Annotated in this window: 26 protein-coding genes and 2 tRNA genes; 10 read left to right on the top strand and 18 right to left on the bottom strand. The window is 66.8% G+C overall.

Annotated elements, in window-relative coordinates; all coding sequences use genetic code 11:
• Positions 1 to 83 precede the first annotated feature (83 nt).
• The 5 genes from clpX to ACT9TC_RS15620 all read right to left on the bottom strand — a co-directional run bounded on the left by clpX (position 84) and on the right by ACT9TC_RS15620 (position 4,654).
• A complete protein-coding gene (clpX, locus tag ACT9TC_RS15640) occupies positions 84 to 1,352 on the bottom strand; it encodes an ATP-dependent Clp protease ATP-binding subunit ClpX (RefSeq protein WP_458041363.1) in 1,269 nt (422 codons plus the stop codon).
• 113 nt (positions 1,353 to 1,465) lie between these two features.
• On the bottom strand, positions 1,466 to 2,152 hold the full coding sequence (locus tag ACT9TC_RS15635; protein ID WP_036295075.1) for an ATP-dependent Clp protease proteolytic subunit: 687 nt from the start codon (positions 2,150 to 2,152) through the stop codon (positions 1,466 to 1,468).
• A gap of 32 nt (positions 2,153 to 2,184) precedes the next feature.
• On the bottom strand, positions 2,185 to 2,769 hold the full coding sequence (locus ACT9TC_RS15630) for an ATP-dependent Clp protease proteolytic subunit (protein WP_458041362.1): 585 nt from the start codon (positions 2,767 to 2,769) through the stop codon (positions 2,185 to 2,187).
• Positions 2,770 to 3,057: 288 nt separating this feature from the next.
• Complete coding sequence (tig, locus tag ACT9TC_RS15625; RefSeq protein WP_458041361.1) at positions 3,058 to 4,509, bottom strand: trigger factor; 1,452 nt, start codon at positions 4,507 to 4,509, stop codon at positions 3,058 to 3,060.
• Positions 4,510 to 4,580: 71 nt separating this feature from the next.
• Positions 4,581 to 4,654, bottom strand: a tRNA-Pro gene (locus ACT9TC_RS15620).
• 285 nt (positions 4,655 to 4,939) lie between these two features.
• Between ACT9TC_RS15620 and ACT9TC_RS15615 the strand changes: the two genes are divergently transcribed.
• Positions 4,940 to 5,010 (top strand) — tRNA-Gly (locus ACT9TC_RS15615).
• Positions 5,011 to 5,132: 122 nt separating this feature from the next.
• On the opposite strand, the gene ACT9TC_RS15610 is transcribed toward ACT9TC_RS15615, so the two are convergent.
• Both ACT9TC_RS15610 and ACT9TC_RS15605 read right to left on the bottom strand, forming a co-directional pair.
• Positions 5,133 to 5,669 (bottom strand): gamma carbonic anhydrase family protein, encoded by a 537-nt coding sequence (locus ACT9TC_RS15610; protein WP_458041360.1) that lies wholly within the window; start codon positions 5,667 to 5,669, stop codon positions 5,133 to 5,135.
• Between the two features lie 38 nt (positions 5,670 to 5,707).
• Complete coding sequence (locus ACT9TC_RS15605; protein WP_458041359.1) at positions 5,708 to 7,858, bottom strand: acyltransferase family protein; 2,151 nt, start codon at positions 7,856 to 7,858, stop codon at positions 5,708 to 5,710.
• Between the two features lie 160 nt (positions 7,859 to 8,018).
• Between ACT9TC_RS15605 and ACT9TC_RS15600 the strand changes: the two genes are divergently transcribed.
• Positions 8,019 to 8,504, top strand: coding sequence for a Dps family protein (locus tag ACT9TC_RS15600; protein WP_458041358.1), 486 nt, complete (start codon positions 8,019 to 8,021; stop codon positions 8,502 to 8,504).
• A 190-nt stretch (positions 8,505 to 8,694) separates the two neighbouring features.
• Here ACT9TC_RS15600 and ACT9TC_RS15595 read toward each other — a convergent pair whose 3' ends face one another.
• The 5 genes from ACT9TC_RS15595 to ACT9TC_RS15575 form a co-directional block, all read right to left on the bottom strand.
• Entirely contained in the window at positions 8,695 to 10,179 is a 1,485-nt protein-coding gene (locus tag ACT9TC_RS15595) for an amidohydrolase (RefSeq protein ID WP_458042957.1), read from the bottom strand.
• 20 nt (positions 10,180 to 10,199) lie between these two features.
• Positions 10,200 to 10,907 (bottom strand): FMN-binding negative transcriptional regulator, encoded by a 708-nt coding sequence (locus ACT9TC_RS15590; protein WP_458041357.1) that lies wholly within the window; start codon positions 10,905 to 10,907, stop codon positions 10,200 to 10,202.
• A gap of 107 nt (positions 10,908 to 11,014) precedes the next feature.
• A complete protein-coding gene (locus tag ACT9TC_RS15585) occupies positions 11,015 to 12,028 on the bottom strand; it encodes an Fpg/Nei family DNA glycosylase (protein WP_458041356.1) in 1,014 nt (337 codons plus the stop codon).
• Positions 12,028 to 12,588, bottom strand: coding sequence for a ribose-5-phosphate isomerase (locus ACT9TC_RS15580; protein WP_458041355.1), 561 nt, complete (start codon positions 12,586 to 12,588; stop codon positions 12,028 to 12,030). Before ACT9TC_RS15580 ends, ACT9TC_RS15585 begins: the two co-directional genes overlap by 1 nt.
• A gap of 36 nt (positions 12,589 to 12,624) precedes the next feature.
• Positions 12,625 to 13,827 carry a ferrochelatase gene (locus ACT9TC_RS15575; RefSeq protein ID WP_458041354.1) on the bottom strand — a complete coding sequence of 401 codons (1,203 nt, stop codon included), beginning with the start codon at positions 13,825 to 13,827 and terminating at the stop codon, positions 12,625 to 12,627.
• A gap of 98 nt (positions 13,828 to 13,925) precedes the next feature.
• Between ACT9TC_RS15575 and ACT9TC_RS15570 the strand changes: the two genes are divergently transcribed.
• The 4 genes from ACT9TC_RS15570 (at position 13,926) to ACT9TC_RS15555 (ending at position 17,871) form a co-directional block, all read left to right on the top strand.
• The gene (locus ACT9TC_RS15570; RefSeq protein WP_458041353.1) at positions 13,926 to 14,777 is read left to right on the top strand and encodes a Sir2 family NAD-dependent protein deacetylase; all 852 of its coding nucleotides are present in this window, start codon (positions 13,926 to 13,928) and stop codon (positions 14,775 to 14,777) included.
• Positions 14,778 to 14,800: 23 nt separating this feature from the next.
• Entirely contained in the window at positions 14,801 to 15,448 is a 648-nt protein-coding gene (locus ACT9TC_RS15565; RefSeq protein ID WP_458041352.1) for a histidine phosphatase family protein, read from the top strand.
• A 228-nt stretch (positions 15,449 to 15,676) separates the two neighbouring features.
• Positions 15,677 to 17,296, top strand: a complete 1,620-nt coding sequence (locus ACT9TC_RS15560; RefSeq protein ID WP_458041351.1) for an alkaline phosphatase family protein — start codon at positions 15,677 to 15,679, stop codon at positions 17,294 to 17,296.
• A 101-nt stretch (positions 17,297 to 17,397) separates the two neighbouring features.
• Positions 17,398 to 17,871 (top strand): Lrp/AsnC family transcriptional regulator, encoded by a 474-nt coding sequence (locus tag ACT9TC_RS15555; protein ID WP_458041350.1) that lies wholly within the window; start codon positions 17,398 to 17,400, stop codon positions 17,869 to 17,871.
• Here ACT9TC_RS15555 and ACT9TC_RS15550 read toward each other — a convergent pair.
• Positions 17,843 to 18,823, bottom strand: a complete 981-nt coding sequence (locus ACT9TC_RS15550; RefSeq protein ID WP_458041349.1) for an EamA family transporter — start codon at positions 18,821 to 18,823, stop codon at positions 17,843 to 17,845. The genes ACT9TC_RS15555 and ACT9TC_RS15550 overlap by 29 nt on opposite strands.
• A gap of 97 nt (positions 18,824 to 18,920) precedes the next feature.
• Between ACT9TC_RS15550 and ACT9TC_RS15545 the strand changes: the two genes are divergently transcribed.
• Positions 18,921 to 19,484 carry a CGNR zinc finger domain-containing protein gene (locus tag ACT9TC_RS15545; protein WP_458041348.1) on the top strand — a complete coding sequence of 188 codons (564 nt, stop codon included), beginning with the start codon at positions 18,921 to 18,923 and terminating at the stop codon, positions 19,482 to 19,484.
• Here the strand turns inward: ACT9TC_RS15545 and ACT9TC_RS15540 are convergent.
• A complete protein-coding gene (locus ACT9TC_RS15540; RefSeq protein WP_458041347.1) occupies positions 19,441 to 20,343 on the bottom strand; it encodes an alpha/beta fold hydrolase in 903 nt (300 codons plus the stop codon). The two genes, ACT9TC_RS15545 and ACT9TC_RS15540, sit on opposite strands and share 44 nt — an antisense overlap.
• Positions 20,344 to 20,444: 101 nt before the next feature.
• Here ACT9TC_RS15540 and ACT9TC_RS15535 point away from each other — a divergent pair, with 101 nt between their 5' ends.
• On the top strand, positions 20,445 to 21,191 hold the full coding sequence (locus ACT9TC_RS15535) for an exonuclease domain-containing protein (RefSeq protein WP_458041346.1): 747 nt from the start codon (positions 20,445 to 20,447) through the stop codon (positions 21,189 to 21,191).
• Between the two features lies 1 nt (position 21,192).
• Here the strand turns inward: ACT9TC_RS15535 and ACT9TC_RS15530 are convergent, their stop codons facing one another.
• Positions 21,193 to 21,987 (bottom strand): class I SAM-dependent methyltransferase, encoded by a 795-nt coding sequence (locus ACT9TC_RS15530; protein ID WP_458041345.1) that lies wholly within the window; start codon positions 21,985 to 21,987, stop codon positions 21,193 to 21,195.
• A 121-nt stretch (positions 21,988 to 22,108) separates the two neighbouring features.
• On the opposite strand from ACT9TC_RS15530, the gene ACT9TC_RS15525 reads away from it, so the two are divergent.
• The gene (locus ACT9TC_RS15525) at positions 22,109 to 22,903 is read left to right on the top strand and encodes a helix-turn-helix domain-containing protein (protein WP_458041344.1); all 795 of its coding nucleotides are present in this window, start codon (positions 22,109 to 22,111) and stop codon (positions 22,901 to 22,903) included.
• Between the two features lie 95 nt (positions 22,904 to 22,998).
• Here the strand turns inward: ACT9TC_RS15525 and ACT9TC_RS15520 are convergent, their stop codons facing one another.
• The 3 genes from ACT9TC_RS15520 to glgA all read right to left on the bottom strand — a co-directional run bounded on the left by ACT9TC_RS15520 (position 22,999) and on the right by glgA (position 25,370).
• Positions 22,999 to 23,250: a type B 50S ribosomal protein L31 gene (locus tag ACT9TC_RS15520; protein ID WP_458041343.1), complete on the bottom strand. Its 252-nt coding sequence runs from the start codon at positions 23,248 to 23,250 to the stop codon at positions 22,999 to 23,001.
• A gap of 103 nt (positions 23,251 to 23,353) precedes the next feature.
• Complete coding sequence (locus ACT9TC_RS15515) at positions 23,354 to 24,139, bottom strand: ABC transporter ATP-binding protein (protein WP_458041342.1); 786 nt, start codon at positions 24,137 to 24,139, stop codon at positions 23,354 to 23,356.
• 43 nt (positions 24,140 to 24,182) lie between these two features.
• On the bottom strand, positions 24,183 to 25,370 hold the full coding sequence (gene glgA / locus ACT9TC_RS15510; protein ID WP_458041341.1) for a glycogen synthase: 1,188 nt from the start codon (positions 25,368 to 25,370) through the stop codon (positions 24,183 to 24,185).
• Between the two features lie 46 nt (positions 25,371 to 25,416).
• On the opposite strand from glgA, the gene glgC reads away from it, so the two are divergent.
• Positions 25,417 to 26,661 (top strand): glucose-1-phosphate adenylyltransferase, encoded by a 1,245-nt coding sequence (gene glgC / locus ACT9TC_RS15505; RefSeq protein ID WP_458041340.1) that lies wholly within the window; start codon positions 25,417 to 25,419, stop codon positions 26,659 to 26,661.
• Positions 26,662 to 26,692 lie beyond the last annotated feature (31 nt).

Genomic DNA, 26,692 nt, shown 5'->3' with positions numbered 1-26,692 from the left:
TTTCGTCTCGGCCCTGCGGGCTCGCTCAATGACCGGCACCCGGTCGTTGAGCGAGCCGCAGGCGAGACGAAACGCCGGAAGGGCTAGGCGCTCTTCTTCGCGCGGTTCATGATCAGGGTCGGCTCGGCACCCTCGTCGACCGCGGCGCGGGTGACGATGACCTTCGCGACGTTCTCGGATGACGGGATGTCGAACATGATCGGCCCGAGAACGTCCTCGAGGATCGCTCGTAGACCTCGGGCACCGGTCTTGCGGCCGACCGCGAGCTCGGCGATGGCGTCCAGCGCGTCGCGTTCGAACTCCAGTTCGACGCCGTCGAGCTCGAACATGCGCTGGTACTGCTTCACGAGAGCGTTGCGCGGGCCGGTGAGGATCTCGATGAGCGCCTCACGGTCGAGCTGGGACACGGATGCCACGACGGGCAGACGGCCGATGAATTCGGGGATGAGGCCGAACTTGTGCAGGTCTTCCGGCAGGACCTCACTGAAGAGGTTCTGGTCGTCGTCCTTTTCGTGCAGACGGGCACCGAAGCCCACACCGTGCCGACCGACGCGTGACGAGATGATTTCTTCGAGCCCCGCGAACGCGCCAGCGACGATGAACAGAACATTCGTCGTGTCGATCTGGATGAACTCCTGGTGCGGGTGCTTGCGTCCGCCCTGCGGCGGAACCGAGGCGACGGTGCCCTCGAGAATCTTCAGGAGAGCCTGCTGCACACCCTCGCCCGAGACATCCCGCGTGATCGAGGGGTTCTCAGCCTTGCGGGCGATCTTGTCGACCTCGTCGATGTAGATGATGCCCGTCTCGGCGCGCTTGGTGTCGAAGTCCGCGGCCTGGAGGAGCTTCAGCAGGATGTTCTCGACGTCTTCGCCGACGTATCCGGCCTCCGTTAGAGCGGTCGCGTCTGCGACCGCGAAGGGAACGTTCAGGCGCTTCGCGAGCGTCTGAGCGAGGTACGTCTTGCCGCAACCCGTGGGGCCGAGGAGCAGGATGTTGCTCTTCGCGATCTCAACCTCTTCGGCACGCTGCTCGGCCGACTGGATCGTGCCGTGCGCACGCACGCGCTTGTAGTGGTTGTAGACGGCGACGGACAGGGCGCGCTTGGCATCCTGCTGCCCGACGACGTACTCCTCGAGGAACGAGAAGATCTCACGCGGCTTGGGAAGTTCGAAGTCCGAGACGACACCAGTGCCAGCCTCGGCCATCCGCTCTTCGATGATTTCGTTGCAGAGCTCGACGCACTCGTCGCAGATGTAGACGCCGGGACCGGCGATCAACTGCACGACCTGCTTCTGGCTCTTGCCACAGAAGGAGCACTTGAACAGGTCTGCGCTTTCGCCGATGCGGGCCATCGGGCTCCTCCTCATGCATGCCCGGACAACCGGGCGGGACAATAGTGCGAGCCTAACAACTCGCCCCGACATCCGGTCGTATTGACCCGATGCCGGGGCGAGCCGGCCCTGGACTACTTGGTGAGTGCCGCGGGAACGCGCTTGCGTGTCGTCAGAACCTGGTCGACGAGGCCGTACGCGACGGCGTCGACACCGCTCAGGATCTTGTCGCGATCGATGTCGCGGTTGACCTCTTCGCGCGTCTTGTTGCTGTGCTTGGCCAGGGTGTCCTCGAGCCAGGTGCGCATGCGCAGGATCTCGGCAGCCTGAATCTCGATGTCGGACGCCTGCCCGTGCCCCGCCTCGCCCATGGCGGGCTGGTGGATCAGGATGCGCGCGTTCGGCAGCGCGAGACGCTTGCCGGGGGCACCGGCCGCGAGCAGCACGGCGGCGGCCGAGGCCGCCTGACCGAGCACGACGGTCTGGATCTGCGGCGACACGTACTGCATGGTGTCGTAGATCGCCGTCATCGCGGTGAACGAACCACCGGGCGAGTTGATGTACATGATGATGTCGCGGTCGGGATCCTGGCTCTCGAGCACCAGAAGCTGGGCCATGACGTCATCCGCCGAGGCGTCGTCGACCTGAACACCCAGGAAGATGACGCGGTCCTCGAACAGCTTGTTGTACGGGTCCTGACGCTTGTAGCCGTAGGCCGTGCGCTCCTCGAACTGGGGCAGGATGTAGCGCGATCCGGGAGCCTGGAGTCCGCGATGCGCGAGACCCTCTGCCGCGGCCGAGCCGAAGGTGGGGATGTCCATATTCATGCTTCCTTGTCTGTCCTTCGGATGCCTCAGCTAGCCGTCCCGCCGCCACCAGTGACGTCGGAAAGGTGCGCGCGGATGTGATCGACGAAGCCGTACTCGAGGGCCTCATCGGCGGTGAACCAGCGGTCGCGGTCACCGTCTTCGTTGATCTGCTCGACGGACTTACCCGTCTGCGCTGCCGTGATCTCGGCCAGGCGGTTCTTCATCGAGACGATGAGCTGGGCCTGCGTCTGAATGTCGCTCGACGTACCGCCGAACCCACCGTGGGGCTGGTGCAGGAGCACACGCGCGTTGGGCGTGATGTAGCGCTTGCCCTTCGTGCCGCTCGTGAGCAGCAACTGTCCCATCGAGGCGGCCATGCCGATGCCGACCGTGACGATGTCGTTCGGCACGAACTGCATCGTGTCGTAGATCGCCATACCGGCGGTGATCGAGCCACCGGGTGAGTTCACGTAGAGAAAGATGTCCTTCTCGGGGTCTTCCGCGGCGAGCAGCAGGATCTTGGCGCAGATCTCGTTGGCGTTCTCGTCACGCACCTCGGATCCCAGCCAGATGATGCGGTCCTTCAGCAGCCTGTCGAAGACACTCGTTGCCATCAATGGTTCGGCCATCGTTGCTCCCATTCGTTGTACGTCTGCGACGAATCTACCGGCGCGGATCGGCGGCTTCGCCCGTGTTCGCCCTGGGCAGAGCGGGTGTCGCGGCGGGCCCGCGCCTCGCGCTCCCCCTCTCGACTTGGGGCGTCGCAATTCTCAACTTGGGGCGTTGAGGTCCCGTTGGGGCGCGGGGCCCCGCGCCCCAACGGGATTCTGACGCCCCAGGCCGGTCGGTGTGCGCGTGGGGACAGGAAGAGGGGGGCGGATGCCTCGGCATCCACCCCCCTCTTGTCGCTCGGGCGACTACGCCTTGTCGGCGGCCTTCTTCGCGGGAGCCTTCTTCGCAGGCGCCTTCTTCTTCGGCTTCTCTTCGGCCTCGATCACGGCGTCGGCCTCGGCCGCAGCGTCCGCGATCTCTTCGGCCTCTTCGACGACCTCTTCTTCGGCGTCGAGGAAGTCCTCGTCCAGCTCCTCGTCATCCACGGCGATGAAACCGGACAAATCGACGGGCTTGCCGTTGGTGTCGACGACGGTGACCTTGCCGAGCGCAACGGCGAGGGCCTTGTTGCGGGCGACCTCACCGACGAGCGCGGGCAGCTGGTTGCCCTGCTGCAACGCCTGCATGAACTCCTGGGGGGCCATGCCGTACTGGGCCGCGGACTGGATGATGTACTGGCTCAGCTCTTCTTGCGAGACCTGCACGTCGGCGTCCTCGGCGAGCTTGTCGAGCACGACCTGCGTGCGGAACTGCTTCTCGCTCGCCTCGGTGACCTCGGCGCGGTGCACGTCGTCTTCGAGGCGGCCTTCGCCCTCGAGGTGCGTGTGCACCTCGTCCTCGACGAGCTGAGCGGGAACCGGGATGTCGAGCTGCTCCAGGAGCGTCTCGATCAGCTTGTCGCGCGCGGCCGAGCCCTGCGTGAAGGCCGACTGCTGGCCGACCCGCTCGCTGAGGCTCTCGCGCAGCTCGGCGATGGTGTCGAACTCGCTCGCGATCTGAGCGAAGTCGTCGTCAGCCTCGGGCAGCTCGCGCTCCTTGACGGCGGTGACGGACACGACGACCTCGGCCTCTTCGCCGGCGTGGTCGCCGCCAACGAGCGTCGAACGGAAGGTGGTCTCTTCGCCCGCGGTGAGCGAGTCGATGGCCTCGTCGATGCCCTCGAGCAGTTCGCCCGAGCCGACCTCGTACGAAACGCCACCGGCGCGGTCGATCTCGGCGCCGTCGATCGTGGCTACCATGTCGAGCTCGACGAAGTCACCGGTCTTGGCGGGACGGTCGACCGTGATGAGCGTGCCGAAACGGCCGCGCAGGCGATCGAGCTCTTCGTCGATAGCCGACTCGTCGACCTCGACGGCGTCGACCGTCAGCGTGATGCCCTCGAGCGGGGGCAGGGTGACCTCGGGGCGAACATCAACCTCGACCTCGACCTTGAGGTCGCCGGAGAAGTCCTTGTCGCTCGGCCATTCGACGATGTCGGCGGAGGGCTTCCCGACAACGCGAACGTTGTTCTCGTTAACGGCCTCGCGGAAGAAGCGGTCGAGTGCCTCGTTCACGGCGTGCTCGATGACGGCGCCGCGACCGACGCGCTGGTCGATGATCGGCGCGGGCACCTTGCCCTTGCGGAAGCCGGGCACCTGGATGTCCTGGGCGATGTGCTCGTAGGCGTGCGAGATGCTGGGCTTCAGCTCTTCGGGCGTGACCGAAATGTGCAGCTTGACGCGCGTGGGGCTGAGCTGCTCGACGGTGCTATTCACCATGCTGGTTGTTCTCCTCGTGATTGATCGCACGCGCGATTGCGCTGCGGGTCAGGGTCTGTGTGGATCGTCCGTCGGGGCGACAGGATTTGAACCTGCGGCCTCCCGCTCCCAAAGCGGGCGCTCTACCAAGCTGAGCTACGCCCCGGGGTGGCCCCGCGGGTCAACGCGGGTAAGAAACGACCCCCAAGAGTCTAGCCGAGTCCCTCACCGCGCCGTCGCGGCCCGGATCGCGCTGCTCCCGCACGGTCAATGAGCAGCGCCTTCGGCCACTGAGCCAACCCCCGGTCGCTGAGCTTGTCGAAGTGACCCCTGCCTCCGCGACCCGGACAGCACCGCGTCTGCGTTCCGGTAGACTTTCGGATGCCGCGCCTCGTCGCGGCGGATCGACCAAAACTGAATCACCCATTTTCGGCATAATTGCGCTGAATTCGGGGCTGTAGCTTAGTGGTAAAGCCTCTGTCTTCCAAACAGATGATGCGAGTTCGATTCTCGTCAGCCCCTCTCTCGCCCTGACGTTCGGCCGTAGGCCGAGCGGCGGGGCGATCGTGCTGTGTGGAAGCGCATCCGAGCGGGCGACAGCCTGCGCGTCGCTTCGACGGGCTCAGCGACCGTACGGGTGCGAATCAGGCCGGCGCGGCGTCCGCGTGCTCGGCGGACAGCACCACGTACACCTCGGCGTTCCGCAGCAGACCGGCGCGCTCCTCGTCGGTGAGCGCCCGCCGAACCTTGGCCGGCACGCCCGCGACGAGCGAGCCATCCGGAATCTCCATGTCCTCGAGAACGACCGCGCCACCAGCCACGAGGCATCCGGCACCGATCACGGCACCCGACAGCACCACGCTGCCCATGCCGATGAGCGACCCGTCGCCGATCGTGCACCCGTGCACGACGGCGTTGTGACCGACCGAGACATCACGGCCGATCACCACCGGGTGGCCGCTGTCGACGTGTACCGAGACGTTGTCCTGAATGTTGCTGCCCGCGCCGATCGAGATCGAGTCGCGGTCGGCGCGCAGGATCGCGTTGTACCAGACGCTCGCCCCCGCGTCGAGACGCACGGCGCCGGCGAGTCGCGCTCCGGCCGCGACGAACGCGGTCTCATCGAGCGATGGGATGCGTCCGGCGACGGACAGAACGGATGCATCGGTTGAAACGGTCATGGATCCGACCTTACGACCCGCGCACCGGCCCGCGCGCCCTACTCCCCTGGGACACCCGCCGAGATCGCATCCCGCAGCGCAGCGGTGTACTGCGGCGCGAGCGAATCGACGAACGACACTGTCAGGTGATTCTCGTCTCGGTACACGTTCGCCCCGCCGACGACCGGGAAGCACGTCGTGTCGTCGCAGAACACATCGGTGAAGTCGAGCAGCGTGACACCAGCGGTGCCTTCCGCCGCATCCTTCAGCGGATCCTGGTCGGTCAGCAGGTCGTCACGGGCACCATCGCAATTGCCCACCCCTTGGGTGCGCAGGCACTTGTTCGGGTCGTTCTCCCAGACCGGATTGTCGACGACGGTGACGACGGGGATGCCGCGATCGAGCATCCCGCTCCATGCTTCGCGGTAGCCCGCCACGGCGGCGTCGTGCACGCTGTCGTACCCCGCAGACGAGAACGGTGTGGCCGAGAGCCCCGCCGTGAAGACGACATCGAAGTCGCCGCCGTCGAGCACCTCGACCGCGTTCTCGCGCCAGTCGGCGCAGGCGGCCCCGAAGGCGCCGGGCGTCGACAGCGGTGTCGTGCTCCACGGGCATGCGCCCTTGAAGAGCGTCGTGAGGTGCCATCCGTTCTCGGCTGCGATGCGCTCGAACGTCGACAGCAGCTGGAACGCGTGGCTGTCGCCGATGAGCGCGACACGCGGAGCATCCGCTGCATCCGATCCGAACTCGCACGTGACGGCACGGGAGTCGTTGAGCTGCACGAAGCACTGTTCGTCGGCGGGCATATCCGCGGCAGCGAAACCGGGCGCGGGCAGCACCTGGTCGCCGAAGTCGACGTCGGCACAGGCCGAATCGAGCACGCTCGCCGCCCCGAAGCACTCGGGCGGGTCGGAACGGAGTTGTTCGATCGCTGCAACGCCCTCGCGATAAGCGGGTGCGTTGATCGCCCAGGCGCCGGCCGCGGTCGCCCCCACGAGGATCATCGCGACCAGCGACGCCCAGAGAGTCACGCGCGGCGGGCGCTTCGTCAGGACCTTCCAGGCTCGCGCCGGATCCTCCACGAACTTCTTCGTGAGCCAGGCGAGCACGAAGCACAGGGCAAGCAGTGTCACACGGTGGTAGATCGTCAAACCCCAGAACGGGACGGATGGCGCGATCACGATCAGCGGCCAGTGCCACAGGTAGAGGCTGTACGAGATGTCCCCGACGAACTGTGCGGGACGGATCGACAGGATGCGGGTCGGGTACCACCACCGCGCGGTGTTCGACGCGGCGATCACGGCCGCCGCTCCGAGCGTCGGCACGAGAGCCATGTACCCGGGGTACGGTGTCTGTCCATCGAACTGGAAGGCGGCGTACAGCAGCGCGACGATGCCCGCCCAGCCGAGCACGAAGCTGCCGATCGCGTTGCGGATCCGCAACATCGGGACCAGGGCGATGAGCGCTCCGACCCCGAACTGCCACATGCGGGTAAAGGTCACGAAGTAGGCGGGAGCCGGGTTCGTGATCGTGAAGACGACGCAGAAGACGAAGGATGCGAGGGTCACAACGCCGAGCGTCGTGATGATCGCGCGGCGTCGGGCGCCGCGGAAGAACTTCACGCCGATCCATGCCGCGAGCAGCATGACCAACGGCCAGAGCACGTAGAACTGCTCCTCGAGCGACAGCGACCAGTAGTGCTGCACCGTGGTCGGCTCCCCCGTGAGCGCGAGGTAGTCGGTGGAAGCGAATGCCAGATACCAGTTCTCGACGTAGAACGCCGAGGCGATGATCTCGCGGATCTCGTTGGGGAGCGCCGACAGCGGGAAGAGGTACGGCGATGCGACGACGATGGCGGAGAACAACAGGACCAAAAGCGACGCGGGCAGGAGCCGCCGCGCACGACGGGCCCAGAACTGCGCGAGTCGCACGCCACCCGTCGCCTCGAGCTCGCGCATGAGGTGACCGGTGATCAGGAACCCGGAGATGACGAAGAACACGTCGACACCGACATATCCGCCCGAGAGACGACCCGGCCAGAAGTGATAGAGCACCACGAACAGGACGGCGATCGCACGCAATCCCTGTACGTGCGGGATGAAACGCGACGGCTCTGCGTGTTCGGGAGAACGATTTCGTCGTTCGCGTCGGAGCATCTGCGACGGGGCGCCCAGATTCTGCGGGCCGAGTTCATGGTCTGCGGAGGGCACCAGACGACGCTACCCGGTCGTTCACGGGATGCCCGCATCGTCGTGTGATTTGCCGCGTGTTTCCGGCACTAAGCCGAGCCTCAGCTTGCTTGCGGAATGTCTGAGGCTGAGTAGCGTTTACCCCAGAGTCGCCGCGAACATCGCGGCCGGAGGGACCAAAATGACGAAGATTCAGACCGTTTCCACAACCGTCAGCGACCCTGATGTGTCGGCTGCGGCCGCCCAGTTCCTCTCCCCCGTCGTCCTCGGCCTGCAGGCCCTGACGATCAACGGCAAGCAGGCGCACTGGCACGTGCGCGGCGCCAACTTCATCGGCGTTCACGAGCTGCTCGACACCGTCGTGGCGAACGCGGGCGGCTGGGCTGACCTCGCCGCCGAGCGGATCGTCGCCCTCGGCCTGCCGATCGACGCCCGTGTGTCAGCCGTTGCGGCCAAGGCCGGAGCGACCGGCGTTCCCGCCGGCTTCGCTAAGTCGGATGTCGAGATCCCGGCGATCATCGCCGACATGGACGCCATCCTGATCGACCTGCAGGCCGCGATCGACGGCCTCGACGAGGTCGACCTGACCAGCCAGGACGTTGCGGTCGAGATCAAGCGCGGCCTCGAGAAGGACCGCTGGTTCCTGTTCGCTCACGTCAGCGAGTAAAGACCCCGCGCCTCAGGCGCTGTAAAAGGGCCTCCGGATCATCCGGGGGCCCTTCTGCGTTGCTGCCGACAACAGGAAGTTCGCTGAGAACAGGACGGTATCGCGCGCATTCTCCTGTTCTCGGCAGATCTCCTGTTCTCGGCAGATCTCCTGTTTCCCCGGACAGGTTCTCGTGAGGAGAGCGGATGCCTCAGGCCCGGTGCGTGAGCCGGCCAGCGATCATCGTCGCGGCGACGCGCATTCCGCGTAGCCCCGCGGCGTCCGCGACACGGGGGTCGGCCTCGCACAGGGCGAGGTCAGCGACCGCACCGGGTTCAATGCCCACGGCATCCGATCCCGATCCGCGCTCGGTCGACGCCGCGCGCGCCAGCTCGAATGGCACGGACTGTTCGGGGTGCCAGGCCGGCCGGTCGTCGTTCGTCCGGTAGACGGCCGCCGCGATCGCGGTCCAGGGGTCGAGAGCCGAGACCGGGGCATCCGATCCGAACCGCAGCTCGGCGCCCGCATCCGCGAGAGCGCGGAGCGGGTAGGCGAGCGCGGTCTGCGCCGCCCATTCATGGTCGGCGATGTCGCGGTCATCGACCGCGTGCGCGGGCTGCACGCTCGCGGCGACCCCGAGGCGCGCGAAGCGGTGCAGGTCTGCGTGGGCCACGAGCTGCGCGTGCTCGATCGTGCCGACCGCGCCCGTCCGCGCGAATGCGTCCAGGGCGTGCGAGTTGGCGACATCGCCGATCGCATGCACCGCGGACTCCAGGCCCCCGGCCGTTGCGACGGTCATGAGTTCCAGCAGTTCCTCGGGCGGGACGGTCATCACGCCGTGGTCGCCGTGGGTGCCGGGGTACGGGTGCGAGCAGGCCGCGGTCCGTGTGCCGAGCGACCCGTCTGTGATGACCTTGAAGGGCCCGACGCGCACCAGATCGGATGCCGCGCCGCGAACGGCATCGCCGGTACGTAGTCCCTCGGCCACGGCGCGCGGAAGATCTGCCGGGTAGATCCCGAACCGGATCCGGAGCGCATCGAAACCGGCCGCCAGACGGCGCACCCAGGCATCCTCGTTCCATGCCATGTCGAGGTCGACGACACCGACGATCCCCCGCATCGCGGCCCCGCGCGCCGCAGCATCGACGAGAACATCGCCGCGGGCCGGATCGATCGCGTTGAGTCGCCGCGAGATCTCGAAGGCCGGCAGCTCTCGCAAGACGCCCGAGCCGAGGGGATCGTGTCCCTCGCGACGAAGCGCGGCCGTGTTGAGCCATACCGAGTGAACGTCGGCGTTGATCAGGTACGTCGGGACATCGCCCGTCGCTGCATCGAGCAGCAGGCGTTCGGGCTCGTCCGCCCACAGCGCGTCGCGATATCCCGTGCCGATGCGGCGTCCATCCGCGAGCACCGGCGCCGCAGCCATGATTCGCGTCGCCTCGGCGGCGGAGGACGCGTGATCGAGCGGCTCGCGGGCCGCCCGCAGCGCCCACTGTGTGAGGTGCACGTGGTGATCCCACAACCCGGGCATGAGCCATCCGCCGTCCGCGTCGAGCACAGCCGCGGATGCCGGATGCTTCAGCGCGCCAGCCGGGGCGATGTCGACGATTCGCCCGCCCGCGAGCACGACGTCATGCGGGTCGTCGCCCAGGGGCAGGGGCATCGCGGCGCCGACGATGCGTGCGTTCGCGATCATCCCGACGGTTTCACCGACGTTCACGACGGGAAGCCCCCGGTTCGCTCAGTGGCTGCGGGCGTGGTCCCGCCGGGTTTCGCGGCCGCAATCTGCGCGTCGCGCGCCCGACGCATCTCGGCGGCGAGCGGTGGATTCGGGTGCGCCCCGCCCTCCGCCAGCTCGGCGATGATCGTCTCGACGACGTCGCCCGGCCGGTTCTGGCTGAGCTTGCGTTTCGCGACGACCCGCGACGGCGTCAAACGAAAGCCGACGGTGCCCCGCTCGAGGCGTTCGATGAACGTGGCGTCGTTCGGCGCCTGCCACATGCCCCGGGGCTCTGGCATCCGTGACTCGAACCGGTCGACGAGCGCGTCGAGCACCCGCAGGTTCTCATCCGTGTCGAGGAGTTCTGGCACGCCCGTCAGATGAGCCGAGACGAAGTTCCACGTCGGGACGCTCGCGACAGGTCCGGAGAAGACGCTGCCGTACCAGGACGGCGAGATGTATCCGTGCGGGCCCTGAACGACGACGAGCAGCTCACGCTCACCCAGACCGTGGATCAGGTCGTCGGGCTTGCCGACGTGCCCCACGATCGTGAGGTCATCACGTGCCGGGTCCAGCATCACGGCGTAGTGCGAGGCGACCAGTCCGTCGGGGGTGTCGCTGACGAGCGTGACCCACGGGTGCTGATTCACGAGCCGTCGTAGCTCGCCGACGTCGGTCATCGCAAAGGAGGGGTTCTGGCGCACCCGCCCAGCCTAGATCGGCCGACGTGCCAGGCGTTGCGCTGTCGCAGAACGATGTCGGAAGCGCGCGCGAGGGTCGATGTGTGACCACGGAGCGGGACCGAGGGGGGTCAGCGCTGGTCCTGCGGGCACCAATAGAGCTTTCGTCCCCCGACCTCTTCCAGCACGATCTCGGTGCCGCAGATGCGGCAGGGCAGGCCCGCCCGGTGGTACACCCAGTGCCGATCGTCGCGGCGCGCCATGGCGCGGCGGTACCAATCCGGATCGAGATCGTCCATCGTCATCATCTGGCCGGTCTCGACACCGATGGCGAGCAGATGCGTCCAGTCGCGCCACAGCTCCCGCACGACTTCTTCCGGCACGTCACGCCCCGGCGTGTGCGGATTCAGGCGCGCGCGGAAGAGCATTTCTGCCCGATAGACATTGCCGATACCGCTGACGATCGACTGATCCATCAACAACAGCCCGATCGGTGTCGGCTTCTTGCGCACCGCGGCGACGAAGCGTTCCTCGCCCTCTGCCAGGTCATCCACGAGCGGGTCGGGGCCGAGCTTGGCGATCGTCGCCGCCACCTCATCGGGCGTCTGCAGGGCGCACGCAGTCGGGCCACGCAGGTCCGCGCTGGTCACCTCGGTCATCAGGCGCAGGCGCACCTGCCCCACGATCGGCGGCGGCCACTCCGAACCCTCGTCCGCGAGGCCCGTTGTCTGCTCGGACATACGAACGTGCACCCGAGCACGACGCGGCGCGCCGATCGAGGTCAGCGAGTTCTCACCCGCTGAATCGAACACCGGGGCATCGAAGACCGGGGCATCCAACTCCGTCCCCCGCTGATTCGTCTGCCCCATGCGTCCGTTTGCCGCCGCGATCGTCGGATCCACCACGATCTCGCCCGCGAAGTCCCATGCGCCGTACATCCCGAGGTGCACGCGCAACCACAGGTCCTCCTCGAACGCGAGGAACATCTGCTTGCCGACAGCTCGCACATCCGTCGCCGTACGTCCATCGAGCAGTGCGGCGCCCTCGACGAAACGTCCCTGCGGGCTCGACGCGAAGACGCGCTGACCGACGAAGTTTCGCTCGAACTGACGCGCGATGCGATGGACGGAGTGGCCTTCGGGCATCAGCCGACCTCGGGATCGAAGGCGTCGATGTCTTCTCCCCCGCGACTCGGTGCCGCACCGCCGTTCTCGACCGGCGTCGCGCGCGGATCGGGCAGGAGCGAACCGTCCGCCTCGTACGCCGCGATCTGGCCGATCCGGCGCACGTGCCGTTCTTCGAACGTGAAGGGCGTGGCGATGAAGATGTCGATGAACTTCGCTGCCTCGTCGAACGTGTGCTGGCGCGCACCGATCGCGATGACGTTCGCGTCGTTGTGCTCGCGCGCAAGTTCCGCGGTCGCAACGTTCCAGACCAGCGCGGCGCGAATGCCCTGCACCTTGTTCGCCGCGACCTGCTCACCGTTGCCCGATCCACCGAAGACGATGCCGAGCGTCTCGATGCCGGCGGCCTGGTCGCGAACGACCGCCTGAGCGGCACGGATGCAGAACGCCGGGTAATCGTCGAGGGCGTCGTACTCGAGCGGGCCGTGGTCCACGACGTCGTGGCCCTGGTCGCTCAGGTGGTGCTGCAGGCGAGTGGAGAATTCCAGCCCCGCGTGATCGGTGGCGATATGGATGCGCATGGGCTCAATCCTAGGGACGGGCCGAATGGCGAACGGTCAGGGCGCGATACCGGATGCCGCGGGTTTGAATCCCGCGCGGACGTTCTCGCAGCACCCCGGCCGACACACGTCGAACCAGGGCCCGAGCTTCGTGACGTGCGGGCGTTCGGCCGTCGGGGTGCCCTTCAGGCGCTCCTCGATGAGGTCGACCAGGCCCGCAACGTACGCCGGGTCGACACCGGGGGTCGGGGTTCGAACGGCGGCGAGACCCGCCTCCGCCGCGGCCTCCATCGCCTCGGTGTCGAGATCCCAGAGCACCTCCATGTGGTCGCTGACGAAGCCGAGGGGAACGATCGCGACGGCTCGCGCGCCTTCTGCGGGCAGCCCCTCGATCACGTCGCACACATCCGGCTCGAGCCACGGCTGCGAGGGCGGACCCGACCGCGACTGGTAGACCAGCTGCCACGGAACATCCGCAGCATCCGGGATCTCTTCCGCGATCTGCGCCATCACGTACGCGGCGACCGCGAGGTGCTGCGTCTCGTAGGCGCCGCCTTCACCCCACTCCCGGTCGCGCGGGCCGGATCGCCGCGCGTCGTCCATCGGCACGCTGTGCGTGGAGAAGAGCACCCGGATCTCGCCCGGCGCGATGCCATCCGAGAGGAACCCGGCGACGGCTTCGCGCACTCCGGCGACGAACGGGGCGATGAAACCGGGGTGGTCGAAGAACTGGCGGATCTTGTCAATCGTCACCGTCCCGCCCAGACCGGTCTCGTCGAGCACGCGAGCGAAGTCCTCGCGGTACTGGCGGCAGCTCGAGAACGAGCTGTAGGCGCTCGTGGCGAGGGCGAGGAGTCTGCGGTGCCCCGCGGCATCCGCGGCCGTGACGGCCTCATCGAGGTACGGCGCCCAGTTGCGGTTGCCCCAGTAGATGGGCAGATCGATGCCTCGGCGGGCGAGTTCGGCCTCGAGCTTCACCTTCAGCTCACGGTTCTGAGCGTTGATCGGGCTGATCCCACCGAAGTGCCGGTAGTGATGGGCGACCTCTTCGAGTCGCTCGTCGGGGATGCCACGACCGCGCGTCACGTTTCGCAAGAACGGGATCACGTCGTCCTGGCCCTCGGGTCCGCCGAAGCTCGCCAGCAGGAGCGCGTCGTAGGCGACGGGCACTTCGACGTGTTCCGGCCCACCGGCGGCGGCCGGGGATGCGTAGAGGACGACGGGGTTCACATCTGCGGGAGTTGCGCTCACACCCTCCATCCTCCCACCGCCCCGGGCCCAGGGTGCCCGTTCGCCCGACCCTGCTCGCGTAACATCCCGGAAAACCTCGACGCCTACACTTACGGCGAGGAGGCACGATGACGTCTGTCTCGGAGTTGGATTCCGCGACGACCGCGCTGATAGACCGCGCGGTCGCCACGTTGAGAGGACGCCGGGTCGCCGTACTCACCGGCGCCGGAGTCTCGACGGACTCCGGAATCCCGGACTATCGCGGCAACGGCGCCCCCGTTCGCTCGCCCATGACGGCCCAGCAGTTCATGGCAGACGAGTCCTCGCGACGCCGCTACTGGCTCGGCGGTCACCTCGGCTGGCACGCGTTCTCGGGCGCTCAACCGAATGCCGGCCACGAAGCGATCGCCCGGCTCGAGGCAGACGAATTCGCCACGGGTGTCGTGACACAGAACGTCGACGGGCTGCACGTGCGAGCGGGCAGCGGCCGAGTCGTCGAGCTGCACGGCACAATGCGTCGCGTGTTCTGCACTCACTGCGGCCAGGTCTTCGACCGGCGCGACATCTCCGAACGCATCGAGATCGACAATCCCTGGGTCACGATGCCCGAGAACATCCCGCTCGGCCCCGACGGCGATGTCCTTCCCTCGTCGACGGATGGGTTCGTCGTTCCGGACTGCTCGGTGTGCGGCGGGCTCCTCAAGCCCGACGTGGTGTTCTTCGGCGAGTTCATCCCCGCCGAGAAGTTTCGCGAGGCCGAGCAACTGCTGAAGACCAGCCAGGCCCTGCTGATCGCGGGCTCATCGCTCGTCGTGAATTCGGGCATCCGTCTGGTGGAACGGGCGCGCAGGCGCAAACTTCCGGTGATCATCGTGAACCGCGGAGTCACCCGCGCCGACAACCGCGCGACCATCAAGATCGACGCCGGAACCAGCGAAGTCCTCGGCGCACTCGCCGCTGGACTCGCGGCAACCCGCTGACTCCTGCCCGTAGGCTCGGAGACGTGACCGATCTGATCCTCCTGCGCCATGGCGAGACGGACTGGAACCGCGAACGGCGCATCCAGGGTCTGAGCGACATCCCGCTGAACGAAACCGGCCGCGTGCAGGCTCGCGCGGCGGGAGAACTGCTCCGCATAGAACTCGCGGACGCCGGCCCCGTGGCGATCGTCTCGAGCGACCTGTCCCGGGCGATCGAGACGGCCGCGATCATCGCCGAAGCCCTCGGAGTGCCCGGTCCACGGGAGTATCCGGGGCTGCGTGAGCGGGGCTACGGTGAGGCCGAGGGTGCCCTTGTCGCCGAAGTGCCGACACTCTTCGGCTCCGCCGAGCGCGATCTGATTCCGGGAGCGGAATCCGCGGCCGATCTGCGCGCGCGAGCACTGCGAGCACTGGATGAGATCTCGACGGATGTCGAACGCGAGATGCCCGGGGCATCCATCATCGCGGTCGCGCATGGCGCACTCATCGCCGAGGTCGTGCGGGTGGCAAGCGACGGCGCGCTCCCGCGGCCGGGTGAACGCATCGCCAACGGTTACCCGTTCCGGTTCCAGCTCGAGGTCGGCGGCAGTCTCGGCAGCACGGGTATCCGCCTCGCGACGGATGACGCCGGCGCCTCACGCGACGGTTTCCCCAGCACGACCCGGGCCTGAGCTCGGATTGCCGCGAGCGCCGCTAGCCTGAACGCGGAGGACGCAGTGAGTGATTCTGTTGACCCGCGAGACGCTGCGGAAAACGCGACACCCCCAGGTGACGCGCCGAGCGAGCGTGGCCGTAGCCGTAGCCGCCGCGATTTTCTGCGAGCCGGCGGTATCGCCGCTGCCGGTTTGCTCGTGGGTGGCGCGGTCGGGGGCGCCGCCGGCGCCGCAATCGGCAGTTCGATGGCAAATCAAGACGAGTTCGGGGCGCTGGCGCCCCGAGAGGTCCCGGGTTTCGATCACGTCGTCGTCCTGATGGGCGAGAACCGTTCCTTCGATAACCTCCTGGGCTGGCTGTACACGCCCGACAACCTTCCGCCCGGCGAAACCTTCGAGGGCCTCGCGTTCGGCAACTATTCGAACCCCGACCCCGACGGGAATCGCGTCTCCGCGCACGTCTATGCCGGCCCGACGGACGTGATCATGGGCCAGCCGAATCCTGACCCGGGCGAGGCCTATCCGCACGTCAACACGCAACTCTTCGGCACCGTTGATCCCGCGAGTAATGCTGAACTCTGGCGGAACGAGATGGGCGCCCCCTTCAATGCGCCGAAAGACGGTGCGAAGCCCACCATGGACGGCTTCCTGAAGGACTATCACGTCAACTACGAAGAGCTTCACAAGGGCAAGAAGGCGACGCCGGACGAGGCCAATCAGATCATGGGCGGCTTCTCGCCCGAGATGCTGCCCGTCCTGTCGACGCTCGCGCGCGAGTTCGCCGTGTTCGACCACTGGTTCGCGGCCGTGCCCAGCCAGACCTACTGCAACCGCTCTTTCTTCCACGCTTCCACGTCCCACGGCTTTGTCACGAACCGCGGCGGGGGTGGCTACGAGAAGTGGCTGGATGCGGCGCCCCGAGACACGATCTTCAATCATCTCGATCGCGCGGGGATCAGCTGGAAGATCTACTTCGATGAGATGCAGCTCGTCTCGCTGACGGGCGTCATGCACGCGCCAGTGCTCGAGACGCACTGGCGTACCGAGCACTTCGCACATATGTCGGACTTCTATCAGGACGCGAAGAACGGCACCCTTCCGGCTTACGCGTTCATCGAGCCGCGCATGATCTATAACCACAACGACTTCCACCCGCCGTTCGGTGCACTCCGCAGTGGCGAGGTCGAGGGCACCGAGGTCGTCGATTCCGCGGTCTCGGATGTCCGCGCGGGTGAGGCTCTCGTCGCCAACGTGTACGACGCGATCAAGAAGAGCGCGACGCCGCAAGGCTCGAACGCCCTCAACACGCTTCTGCTCATCACGTTCGATGAGCACGGGGGCACCTACGATCACGTCTCGCCACCCGCGGCCACTCCCCCCGACGCGGACGCGCCGGAGGGCGAGATGGGATTTCGGTTCGATCGCCTCGGCGCGCGTGTGCCGGCGATCGCCGTGTCGGCTTACACCCGCTCGGGAACGATCGTCCATGACGAGATGCATCACGGGTCGGTGATTGCGACCCTCTGCCGATTGCACGGTCTCGAGCCTTTGACGCGTCGCGACGCGGGTGCCAATACCCTGTTCCCCGTCGTGAACCTCGAGGTGCCGCGCGATCCGAAGACCTGGCCCACCGTGCACCCCATGTACCTACCCCGGCAGATCGACGAAGAAGAGATCGAAGACCTCGCACACGGATCGCAGAGGGACAAACCGCTGAGCCCTCCCGGTAAGGGACTTCTCGGACTCCTGCTCGCCAAGTACGGCGACGGGTCGGAGCCGGAACCGCAGACATACGCCGACGCCTATCGGGTGGGTACGAAGCACGGCCTCGGACTCTTCTACCCGAAGATCACGTCCGGCGCGTAGGTCCGTACTGGCGCCCGTCTCATCAGCTCGCTCAGTGCCTCTCTGAGCCGCTGAGCAGGATGCGTAAAGTGGAGCGTCGGATTCGGGTAAAGTCACCGACTATGGGCAAGCTCGATCACGCCGACCTCGCGCTCCTCAGCGCGCTTGCAGACGACCCCCGGGCCACCGTGGTCGCATTGGCCGAGCGTCTGAGTCTGTCGCGCAATACCGTTCAGGCCCGGATGGCGAAGCTCGAGAAAGCGGGCGTGTTCCTCTCCTACGAGCGGACCATCGCCGCGCACACGATCGGGTACCCGCTGCAGGCGGCGATCTCGGTCATGCTGCGGCAGAAAGAGCTGCCCGAAATCGCACCGCAGCTCGTCGACATCCCCGAGATCATCCAGGCCTACGGGCTGAGCGGTCAGGTCGATCTGCTCGTGCACGTCGCGTGTCGCGACGCCCGTCACCTGTTCGAGGTGGATGCCCGCATCCTCGCCATCTCGGGTGTAGAGCGCACCGAGACGTCCCTGGTCATGGGTGAAGTCATCCCCTATCGGCTGCGCCCGCTCATGGACTTGGCACGACAGGAACGTTAGGCACCGGCACGATCGTCGACGGCGTTCCCAGCCGGACGAAGACCACACCCGCGACGATCAGCGCGCCGCCGATCACCTGGACGAATGTCGGCTGCTCGCCGAGCACGAGCCACGCGATGAGGATCGCGAAGAGCACCTCGGACAGGCCGACGAACGACGCGACGCGCGAGCCGATCTGCGTGACGGCAAGCACTCCCAGGCCGTACGCGAGCGTCGTGGCGATCAGGATGACCCACACCAGCGGCACATACCAGGGCACCGTCGCCCCACCCAGGACGACCTCGACGGGCGGCGCGGCGAACGGCAGCACGCCAACCAGCAAGAGTGCCCCCGACAGGAGAGAACCGACGACGAGTCCTGCCGCGGCGAGAACCAGCGGGGGCAGGCTGTCACCCGCACGCTCGCTGAGCAGGAAGTAGCCGCCGAGCGACACTGCCGCGCCCAGGGCGAAGAGAACACCGAGGGCGTCGAACGTCGCTCCCCCGATGTCGATCACGAAGACGAGTCCGACGATACTCACGGCCGAGCCCAGCAGCACGAGGCGGCCGGGCGCACGACGCGTTCGGATCCATGCGAGCCCGACCAGCAGAACCGGCGCCAGGTATTGCACGAGAAGTGCCACACCGACCGGCATCCTCTGGATGGCGGCGAGATAGAAAAGCTGGCACCCGGCGACACCGGTCGCCCCGAATCCCACGATGATGACCGCGTTGCGGCGCAGGATGCCCGGGTCACGACGAAGCGCCAGGATCAGGATCGGCAGCATCACCAGCGCTGCCCCACTCATCCGGACCGACGCCGCAGCTCCCGTCGACCACCCTGCCTCGATGAGCGGCTTGAGAAGTGGCCCGCTCGACGCGAACGCGAGGGCGGATGCGAGCCCGGTCACGATGCCGATGGCGCGGTGGTCCGAGCGCATCGTGGGGAGGGGGGCCGTCAGGCTCTGGACCATGTGCGTCCGTTCACACGAAAGGATGTCAGGAGTAAACCTGCCATACACTAATGACGAGGTTGACTGATGTTCTCAGACAATACCGTCAGGAGTCAACATGGTTTTTATCCATGACACGCGATCCGCTCTGCTTGCCACCGTGGACCTGGTGAACACGCACCCGAGCACCTCCAGCGAGGGCGAGGACGCTTTGACGACGGTTGCCGATCTCGACGAATTCTTGAGCGTCCACCCGTACACCGGAAGCATCCGGCACGACGAGGACGAGCTCGCCGAGATGCGCGAGATCCGTGGTCGGCTGCGCGCCCTCTGGGAGGTCGACCGTGAGGGTGCTGTACCCCTCGTCAACGCCATGCTGCACGATGGCGGCGCACTCCCCCGCCTGGTGATCCATAACGACTACGACTGGCACGTTCACGCCACGTCCGATGACGTTCCCCTCGCTACACGGATCCTGGTGGAAGCCGCGATGGCGTTCGTCGATGTCATCCGCTCAGACGAGTACGCGCGCGTTCGTGTGTGCGACGCGGATGACTGCGAGTCGGTCTACGTCGACATGTCCCGCAACGGCTCGAAGCGCTACTGCGACACCGGCAATTGCGGCAATCGCATGAACGTCATCGCGTACCGGAAGCGTCAGGCCGACCGAGAAAGCGCCTGATCGCTTGGGCCGCCACGGCCGGGGTCTCGTAGTGGATCAGGTGCCCGACATCAGGGATCTCGACGAGTTCAGCATCGGCGAAGAGCTTCACGAGGTGACGCTCGGCTTCGATCGGCGTGATGTCGTCGCGCTCGGCCGCGATCAGCAACGTCGGTTGCACGATGCGGGCGGCGAACTCCGACACGTCGTGCGACACCGAGGTCACGAACGCTTCGCGCAGCATGTCGCGATCGGCGAACCGCGAGAAGTACGTGTCGTGCTGGTCATGGATGAACGCGCGCAGCTCGGGGTCCTTCGTCTTCGCCATCGAGACGCTCATGACGCGCACGATGACCTTGTTGCGCAGGAGGGCGTCACCCAAACGCGCGGGAAGGCGCGCACCGGCCCAGTAATAGAAGATCGCAAGCCGCGTCAGAACGCCGCGCGGACCCTCGAGCGCCGGGGCACCGATGGGGTTCACCAGGATGACGCGAGGGGCAGGCATCCCCTCGGCAACAGCCGCCGACACGACGATCGAGCCGAACGAATGGCCGAGAATGACCGCGCCGGGTGCGACCGCAGCGACGAACTCGCGCAGCCACCCGACGTAGGCGGCGAGATCGTGCGTCACTCCCGGGAGGGGCGGCGTCTCGCCGAAGCCCGGCAGGTCGGGCGAGATCACGCGAACCCCCGGCAGGTGCGCGACGACGGGCTCGAGGCCGTGGTGTTCGCCGCGAAAGCCGTGCACCGCGATCAGGGTGGTGTCGGCATCCGTCGGACCGTATTCCCAGTAGGCCGTGACGCCGCCACCCGCTTCCACCTCGCGCCGGACGACGGGAGTTGCGGCCAGAAGTTCGGCATAGGACTGGGGAGCGCTCACCCTGCGAGTCTACGGATGCCTCGCGTCACTACCGGCGTGCTGTCCGGTCCGCCGCGGTGAGCCTGGCGCGCGATGTCGGTGCGGGGCCATAACGTGTTGACATGTCGCAGGTCCTTCCCGAGCCGCTCTTCGGCGACGACTTCTTCGCACCCGCTGCGCCGCGCTGGTCGACCATCCTGGGCGTGTTCGATCTCGAGACGACGGGCGTGGATGTCGAGACCGACCGCATCGTCACCGCCCACGTCGGCGTTCTGGATGCCAGTGGCACAGTGACGCGCCAGCGATCGTGGATGGCCGACCCGGGCATCGAGATTCCCGAGGGCGCGACGGCCGTGCACGGCATAACGACCGCTTTCGCCCGGGCGAACGGGCTTCCCGCGCCGCAGGTCGTCGCCGAGATCGTGACCGAGCTGCGGGCGATCTTCGCCGCCGGCATCCCGGTTGTGGCCTACAACGCGCCCTACGACTTCTCTCTTCTGAAGTACGAGGCCCTCCGCAACGGCATCGAACCGATCCTCGCGCCATCCCCCGTGATCGACCCCCTCGTCGTCGACAAGACGTTCGACCGGTACCGGCGCGGCAAGCGCACCCTCGACGCGGTCGCCGCCCACTACGACGTGCTGCTCGAGGCGGCGCACACGGCTGCTGATGACGCGGTCGCCGCCGGCCGTGTGGCGCAGGCCATCGCCGCCCGCTACGCCGACCGACTCCCCCTCAGCGAACACGAGATGCACACGCGCCAGATCTCATGGGCACGCGCTCAGGCCGAGAGCCTGACCGAGTACTTCATCAAGGTCGGTCGTCTCGAGCCGAGCGAGGCCCTCGACGGCGCGTGGCCGATCCGCTGACTCAGGCCACCCGGCAGATGATCTCGCCGTGCAGTACGGAAAACCATCCGTCATCGCTCGCCGCCCATTCCCGCCAGGCGGCGCTGATCTCGGCGAGTTCTCGTTCGGTCGCGAGAGACAAACCGACAAGCTGCTCGGAGATCGCCGAATCGACGATTCGATCCGCCCACATGTGTCCCCACCAGACGCGCTCCTCCGGGTTCGAGTAGCACCATGTGCTGGAGGTCGCGACGACATCGGTCAAGCCACTTGAATGCGCCCACGAGAGAAGACGACGCCCGGCATCGGGTTCGCCACCGTTATGCGCGGCCACGGATCGGTAGAGGTCCAGCCACTTGTCGAGCTGCGGATTTTCCGGCCACCACCGGAATCCCCCATAGTCGCTGTCTCGAAGGGCAACAATCCCGCCGGGCCGCGTCACGCGCGCCATCTCGCGCAGCGCCTGAACCGGGTCGTCAACGTGCTGCAGCACCTGGTGGGCGTGCGCCACATCGAACGTATCGTCGCCGAACGGGAGCGCATGAACGTCTCCGACCCGGAAGTCGATGTTCGTCGCGCCACGCTCGGCCGCCGTCGCGCACGTGAGCTCCAGTGCCTCCGGCCCGATCTCCGTCGCGGTGACACTCGCAACAATGTTCGCGAAATCGACCGTGATGGTTCCCGCGCCCGCTCCGACATCGAGCAGCCGATCGCCGGCGCCCAACAGGGGAAGCAGATGTGCGGCGGAGTTCTCGGCGGTGCGCGAACGGTGTGATCGCAAAACAGCTTCGTGGTATCCGTGCGTGTATTTTGCCACGGTGCCTCCTTCGATCGACGGGCTCCTGCTAAGAGCGTGTGCGATGCTTCCTCACCGCGGAAGTCCGTAGTCTTCCTAGGAGCCCCGCACCCACCCGCGGGCGAGTACCCAGGAGATCTACATGCCCCACCCGCTCGGCGAATTTCTTCGCGCACGTAGAGCGGATGTCCGCCTGGGAGCCCAGCCCAGCGACGGCAACGCCAGACGCCGCGTCAGCGGACTCCGCCGCGAAGAGGTCTCGGTAGCAGCCGGGATCAGCGTGGACTACTACACGCGGCTGGAGCAGGGTCGGGAAGCGCATCCCAGCGACGCAGTTTTGAACGCGCTCGCGCGGGCACTCCACCTGACGCCCGACGCCACGCTGCACCTCTTTCGCCTCCGTGAGACCAGTCCTACCGAGCATCCCCGCGCGGTTCGTGACGAAAACCTGCTCATCGCGCGCATGACTGCCCTCGTCGATGCGGTGAGGCCCAACCCCGCATACGTGTTGGACCGGCTGAGCAATATGGTGGCGGCGAACGAGGACGGACTCGCACTCTTCGAGGGATTCGCCGACCTCACCCCATACGAACGAAACACCTGTCGATATCTGCTCCTCGACAGCAGAGCACGGAAGATCTTCGTCGAGTGGGAAGAGATCGCCCGCGGCTCCGTAGCCCACCTGCGTGCGGCAAACGCGGACAACTTAGACGATCCCTCGCTACGCGAACTCGTCTTCGAGCTGCGCGGACGGAGTGCGCAGTTCGAAGAATGGTGGAGCGGGCACATCGTGGAGCAGCGGCGCACGGCCGTCAGGAACATTCGTGTCGGAAACGCCGATATCGTTGCTCGGCGCTACGAAATTCTCCACCTTCCCGAAGACGGACTGCGGATGACGCTATGGCTACCCGCCGCCGAAGTTGGGGACGATGGTTGACGTGGCGCCTCATGCCCTCGTCCATGCCGGTCGCGGGCAACGCGAAAGGCCCCGCCGAAGCGAGGCCTTCCGTGAACGTCTGAAGGACGTCGAAGTTACTTGGAGCCGAAGCCCTTGAAGCGCTGGTTGAACTTCTCGACACGGCCGGCCGAGTCCATGATGCGCTGCTTGCCCGTGTAGAACGGGTGCGAAGCCGACGAGATCTCGACGTCGATGACCGGGTACTCGACACCGTCGAGCTCGATCGTCTTGGCGCTCGACACCGTCGAGCGGGTCAGGAAGGTCTCGCCCGAGGCGAGGTCGCGGAAGACGACGGCCTGATAGTCGGGGTGGATTGCAGTCTTCATGGGGTGTTCCTTGCGGCGATTGCGGAAGAAGAAGTCTCTGGTGCGCCGATCCTGCGCTGGCACCGAGCACCGATCTTATCAGAGATGGGTGGACCGAGCGGCCTCAGCCCGTGGCGCGGGCCGTGTAGCGACCCTCGTCGAAGCGCAGGGCGATAGACAGACCGAACGCTTCGGTCAGATTCTCGGCGGTGAGTGCTTCCTCAAGTGGGCCCGACGCGACCGCCGATCCATCCCTCATCAGCAACACATGGGTGAACCCGACCGGGATCTCTTCGACGTGGTGCGTCACCATGACCATGGCGGGCGTCGTCGGCGCCTGGGCATAACCGCCGAGCAGGGTCAGAAGCTCCTCACGAGCGCCGAGGTCGAGGCTTGCGGTCGGCTCATCCAGCAGCAGCAACTCGGGGTCGGTCATGACGGCCCGTGCGATCTGCACCCGCTTCTGCTCGCCGTCCGAGAGCGTGCCGAACGTGCGGTCCGCGAGGTGATCGAGGTTCCACTCGGCGAGCACGCGCAGGGCACGACGCTCGTCGATGTCTTCGTAGTCCTCACGCCACCGGCCGAGGACGGCGAAAGCAGCGGTCATGACGGCATCGAGCACACGCTCGTCCGCGGGCATCCGACGCGCCATCGCCGACGACGCGAAACCGATGCGCGGGCGCAGCTCGAAGACATCCGTCCGCCCGAGGCGTTCGCCCAAAACGTGGACCTCACCGCTCGTGGGGTACATGACGGTGTCGGCGAGCTGGAGCAGCGTCGTCTTGCCTGCACCGTTAGGACCGAGGATCACCCACCGCTGGTCGTCTTCGACGCTCCAGTTCAGGTGATCGACAATGTCGCGACCGTCTCGGCGTACGACCACATCATGGAACTGCAGGACCCCGGCCATTGCCCCAGCCTATCGGGCCATCCGCCCGCTAACGGGCAGCGACCTACCCCGCCACCACGCGCGCATAGAGGTCGTGGGTCTCGGCCGCGATGCGGTCCCAGCTGAACGATGCGGCGGCTCGTTCGCGTCCCGCGCGCCCGTACTCGGCGGCTCGGGCCGGATCGCTGACGACCTCGGTCAGCACATTCGCGAGATCGCGCACGTACCGGTCGGGGTCAACCGGTGTACCCGAACCATCCTGCAGTTGTTCGATCGGGACGAGTCGACCCGTGACCCCGTCGTCGACGACCTCGGGGATGCCGCCCGTCGCGGTGCCGACCACGGCCGCACCGCAGGCCATGGCTTCCAGGTTCACGATCCCGAGGGGTTCGTACACGGACGGGCATACGAAAGTCGTCGCGGCGCTCAGCAGCGCCCGCAGCTCGCGTCGAGACAGCACCCGGTCGATCCAGACGACGCCGCCGCGTTCCTGCTGCAGACCCCGGACGGCGGACTCGACCTCGGCGAGGATTTCGGGGGTGTCGGGCGCGCCGGCGCACAACACCAGCTGGACGTCGGGCGACAGCAGGGCGGCAGCACGAAGCAGGTACGGCAGCCCCTTCTGCCGGGTGATGCGCCCGACGAAGACGACCGACGGACGGTCGGGGTCCAGCCCCAGGCCGCGCGCGAGGTCCGGGTCATCGAGCGGGGCCCATTCGTCGACATCGATACCGTTGTAGATGACGTGCACCTTGTCGGGATCCAGGGACGGATAACTGCGCAGGATGTCCGTGCGCATGCCCCCGCTCACCGCGATCACCGCGGCGGCCGACTCGTAGGCCGTCTTCTCGATCCAACTCGACACCGCGTACCCGCCGCCGAGTTGCTCCGCCTTCCAAGGGCGAAGTGGCTCGAGGCTGTGCGCCGACACGATGTGCGGGATTCCGTGCAACAACGACGCCGTGTGGCCCGCGAAGTTGGCGTACCAGGTGTGCGAGTGGACGACATCTGCGCCCGCGACATCCCCGACGATCTCGAGATCCACGCCCAGCGTCTGCACGGCGGGGTTCGCCGAAGCGAGTTCACCGGGAACGGCATATGACGTCGTACCCGCTTCGTCACGGGGCGCGCCGAATGCTCGGACCCGCACGTCCATACGGGTCCGGAGCGCTCGCACGAGCTCGGTGACATGAACACCGGCACCTCCGTATACCTCAGGCGGATACTCCTTGGTGACGATGTCGACGCGCATGCTTGCAACGCTAGTCGTCGTCGGAAGTGGGGCATAGTCTGTCGGCATGGCTACACCGCCGAAGGTATTCGGAATCATCCTCGCCGGCGGCGAGGGCAAGCGCTTGATGCCACTGACGGCAGACCGAGCAAAGCCCGCGGTGCCCTTCGGGGGGCAGTATCGCTTGATCGACTTTGCGATCTCGAATCTCATAAATTCGGGGCTGCGACAGCTCGTCGTGCTCACCCAGTACAAGTCGCACAGCCTCGACCGCCATATCTCGCAGACGTGGCGCATGTCGACGATGCTCGACTCGTACGTGACCTCGGTGCCAGCGCAGCAGCGACTGGGTAAGCGATGGTTCTCGGGATCGGCCGATGCGATCCTGCAGAGCATGAACCTGATCAACGACGAGAAGCCGGACATCGTCGTCGTGATCGGCGCTGACCACGTCTATCGCATGGACTTCCGGCAGATGCTCGAGGCCCACATCGAATCGGGCGCGCGCGCGACGGTCGCGGGAATCCGCCAGCCGATCTCGCTCGCCAACCAGTTCGGTGTCATCGACGTCGACAAGGCGGACCCGACCCGCATCCGGGACTTCCTCGAAAAGCCCCAGAGCCCCGAGGGTCTCGCGGATGCACCCCACGAGGTTCTCGCCTCGATGGGCAACTACATCTTCGATGCGGATGCCCTCATCGAGGCCGTCGAGGCAGACGGCGAGCTCGCGACGTCCAACCACGACATGGGCGGCGACATCGTTCCCTACTTCGTCGGACGTGGCGAGGCCGGCGTCTACGACATGAAGCGCAACGACGTGCCCGGGTCGACCGACCGCGATCGCGCCTACTGGCGCGATGTGGGGACGATCGATTCGTTCTTCGACGCGCACATGGACCTGATCTCGACGCTTCCGATCTTCAACCTGTACAACACGGACTGGCCCATCCACTCGCAGACGGTCAACTCGCCGCCCGCGAAGTTCGTGCGGGACTCCGTCGGACGCATCGGCAACGCGATCGACTCGATCGTTTCGCTCGGATCCGTGCTCTCGGGCACGCATCTGGAGCGGAGCGTCGTCGGACCGTGGGCCCTCGCGGGCGGTGGGTCGACGATCACCGACTCGGTGCTCTTCGACTACGTCCGGGTCGGCTCGGGCGCTCGCATCCATCGCGCGATCCTCGACAAGAACGTCGAACTCGCGCCCGGGGCGACCGTCGGAGTCGATCGCGAACGGGACCTCGCCCGCGGTTTCACGGTGACGGATTCCGGACTCACGGTCGTCGGCAAGAACGTTCGCGTCGACCCCTGAACTCGGCCCTATGACCACGGGGCTGCGCGGC

The sequence above is a fragment of the Microbacterium sp. HM-570 genome (assembly GCF_054165885.1).
This window is presented reverse-complemented; position numbering and strand designations above follow the sequence as displayed.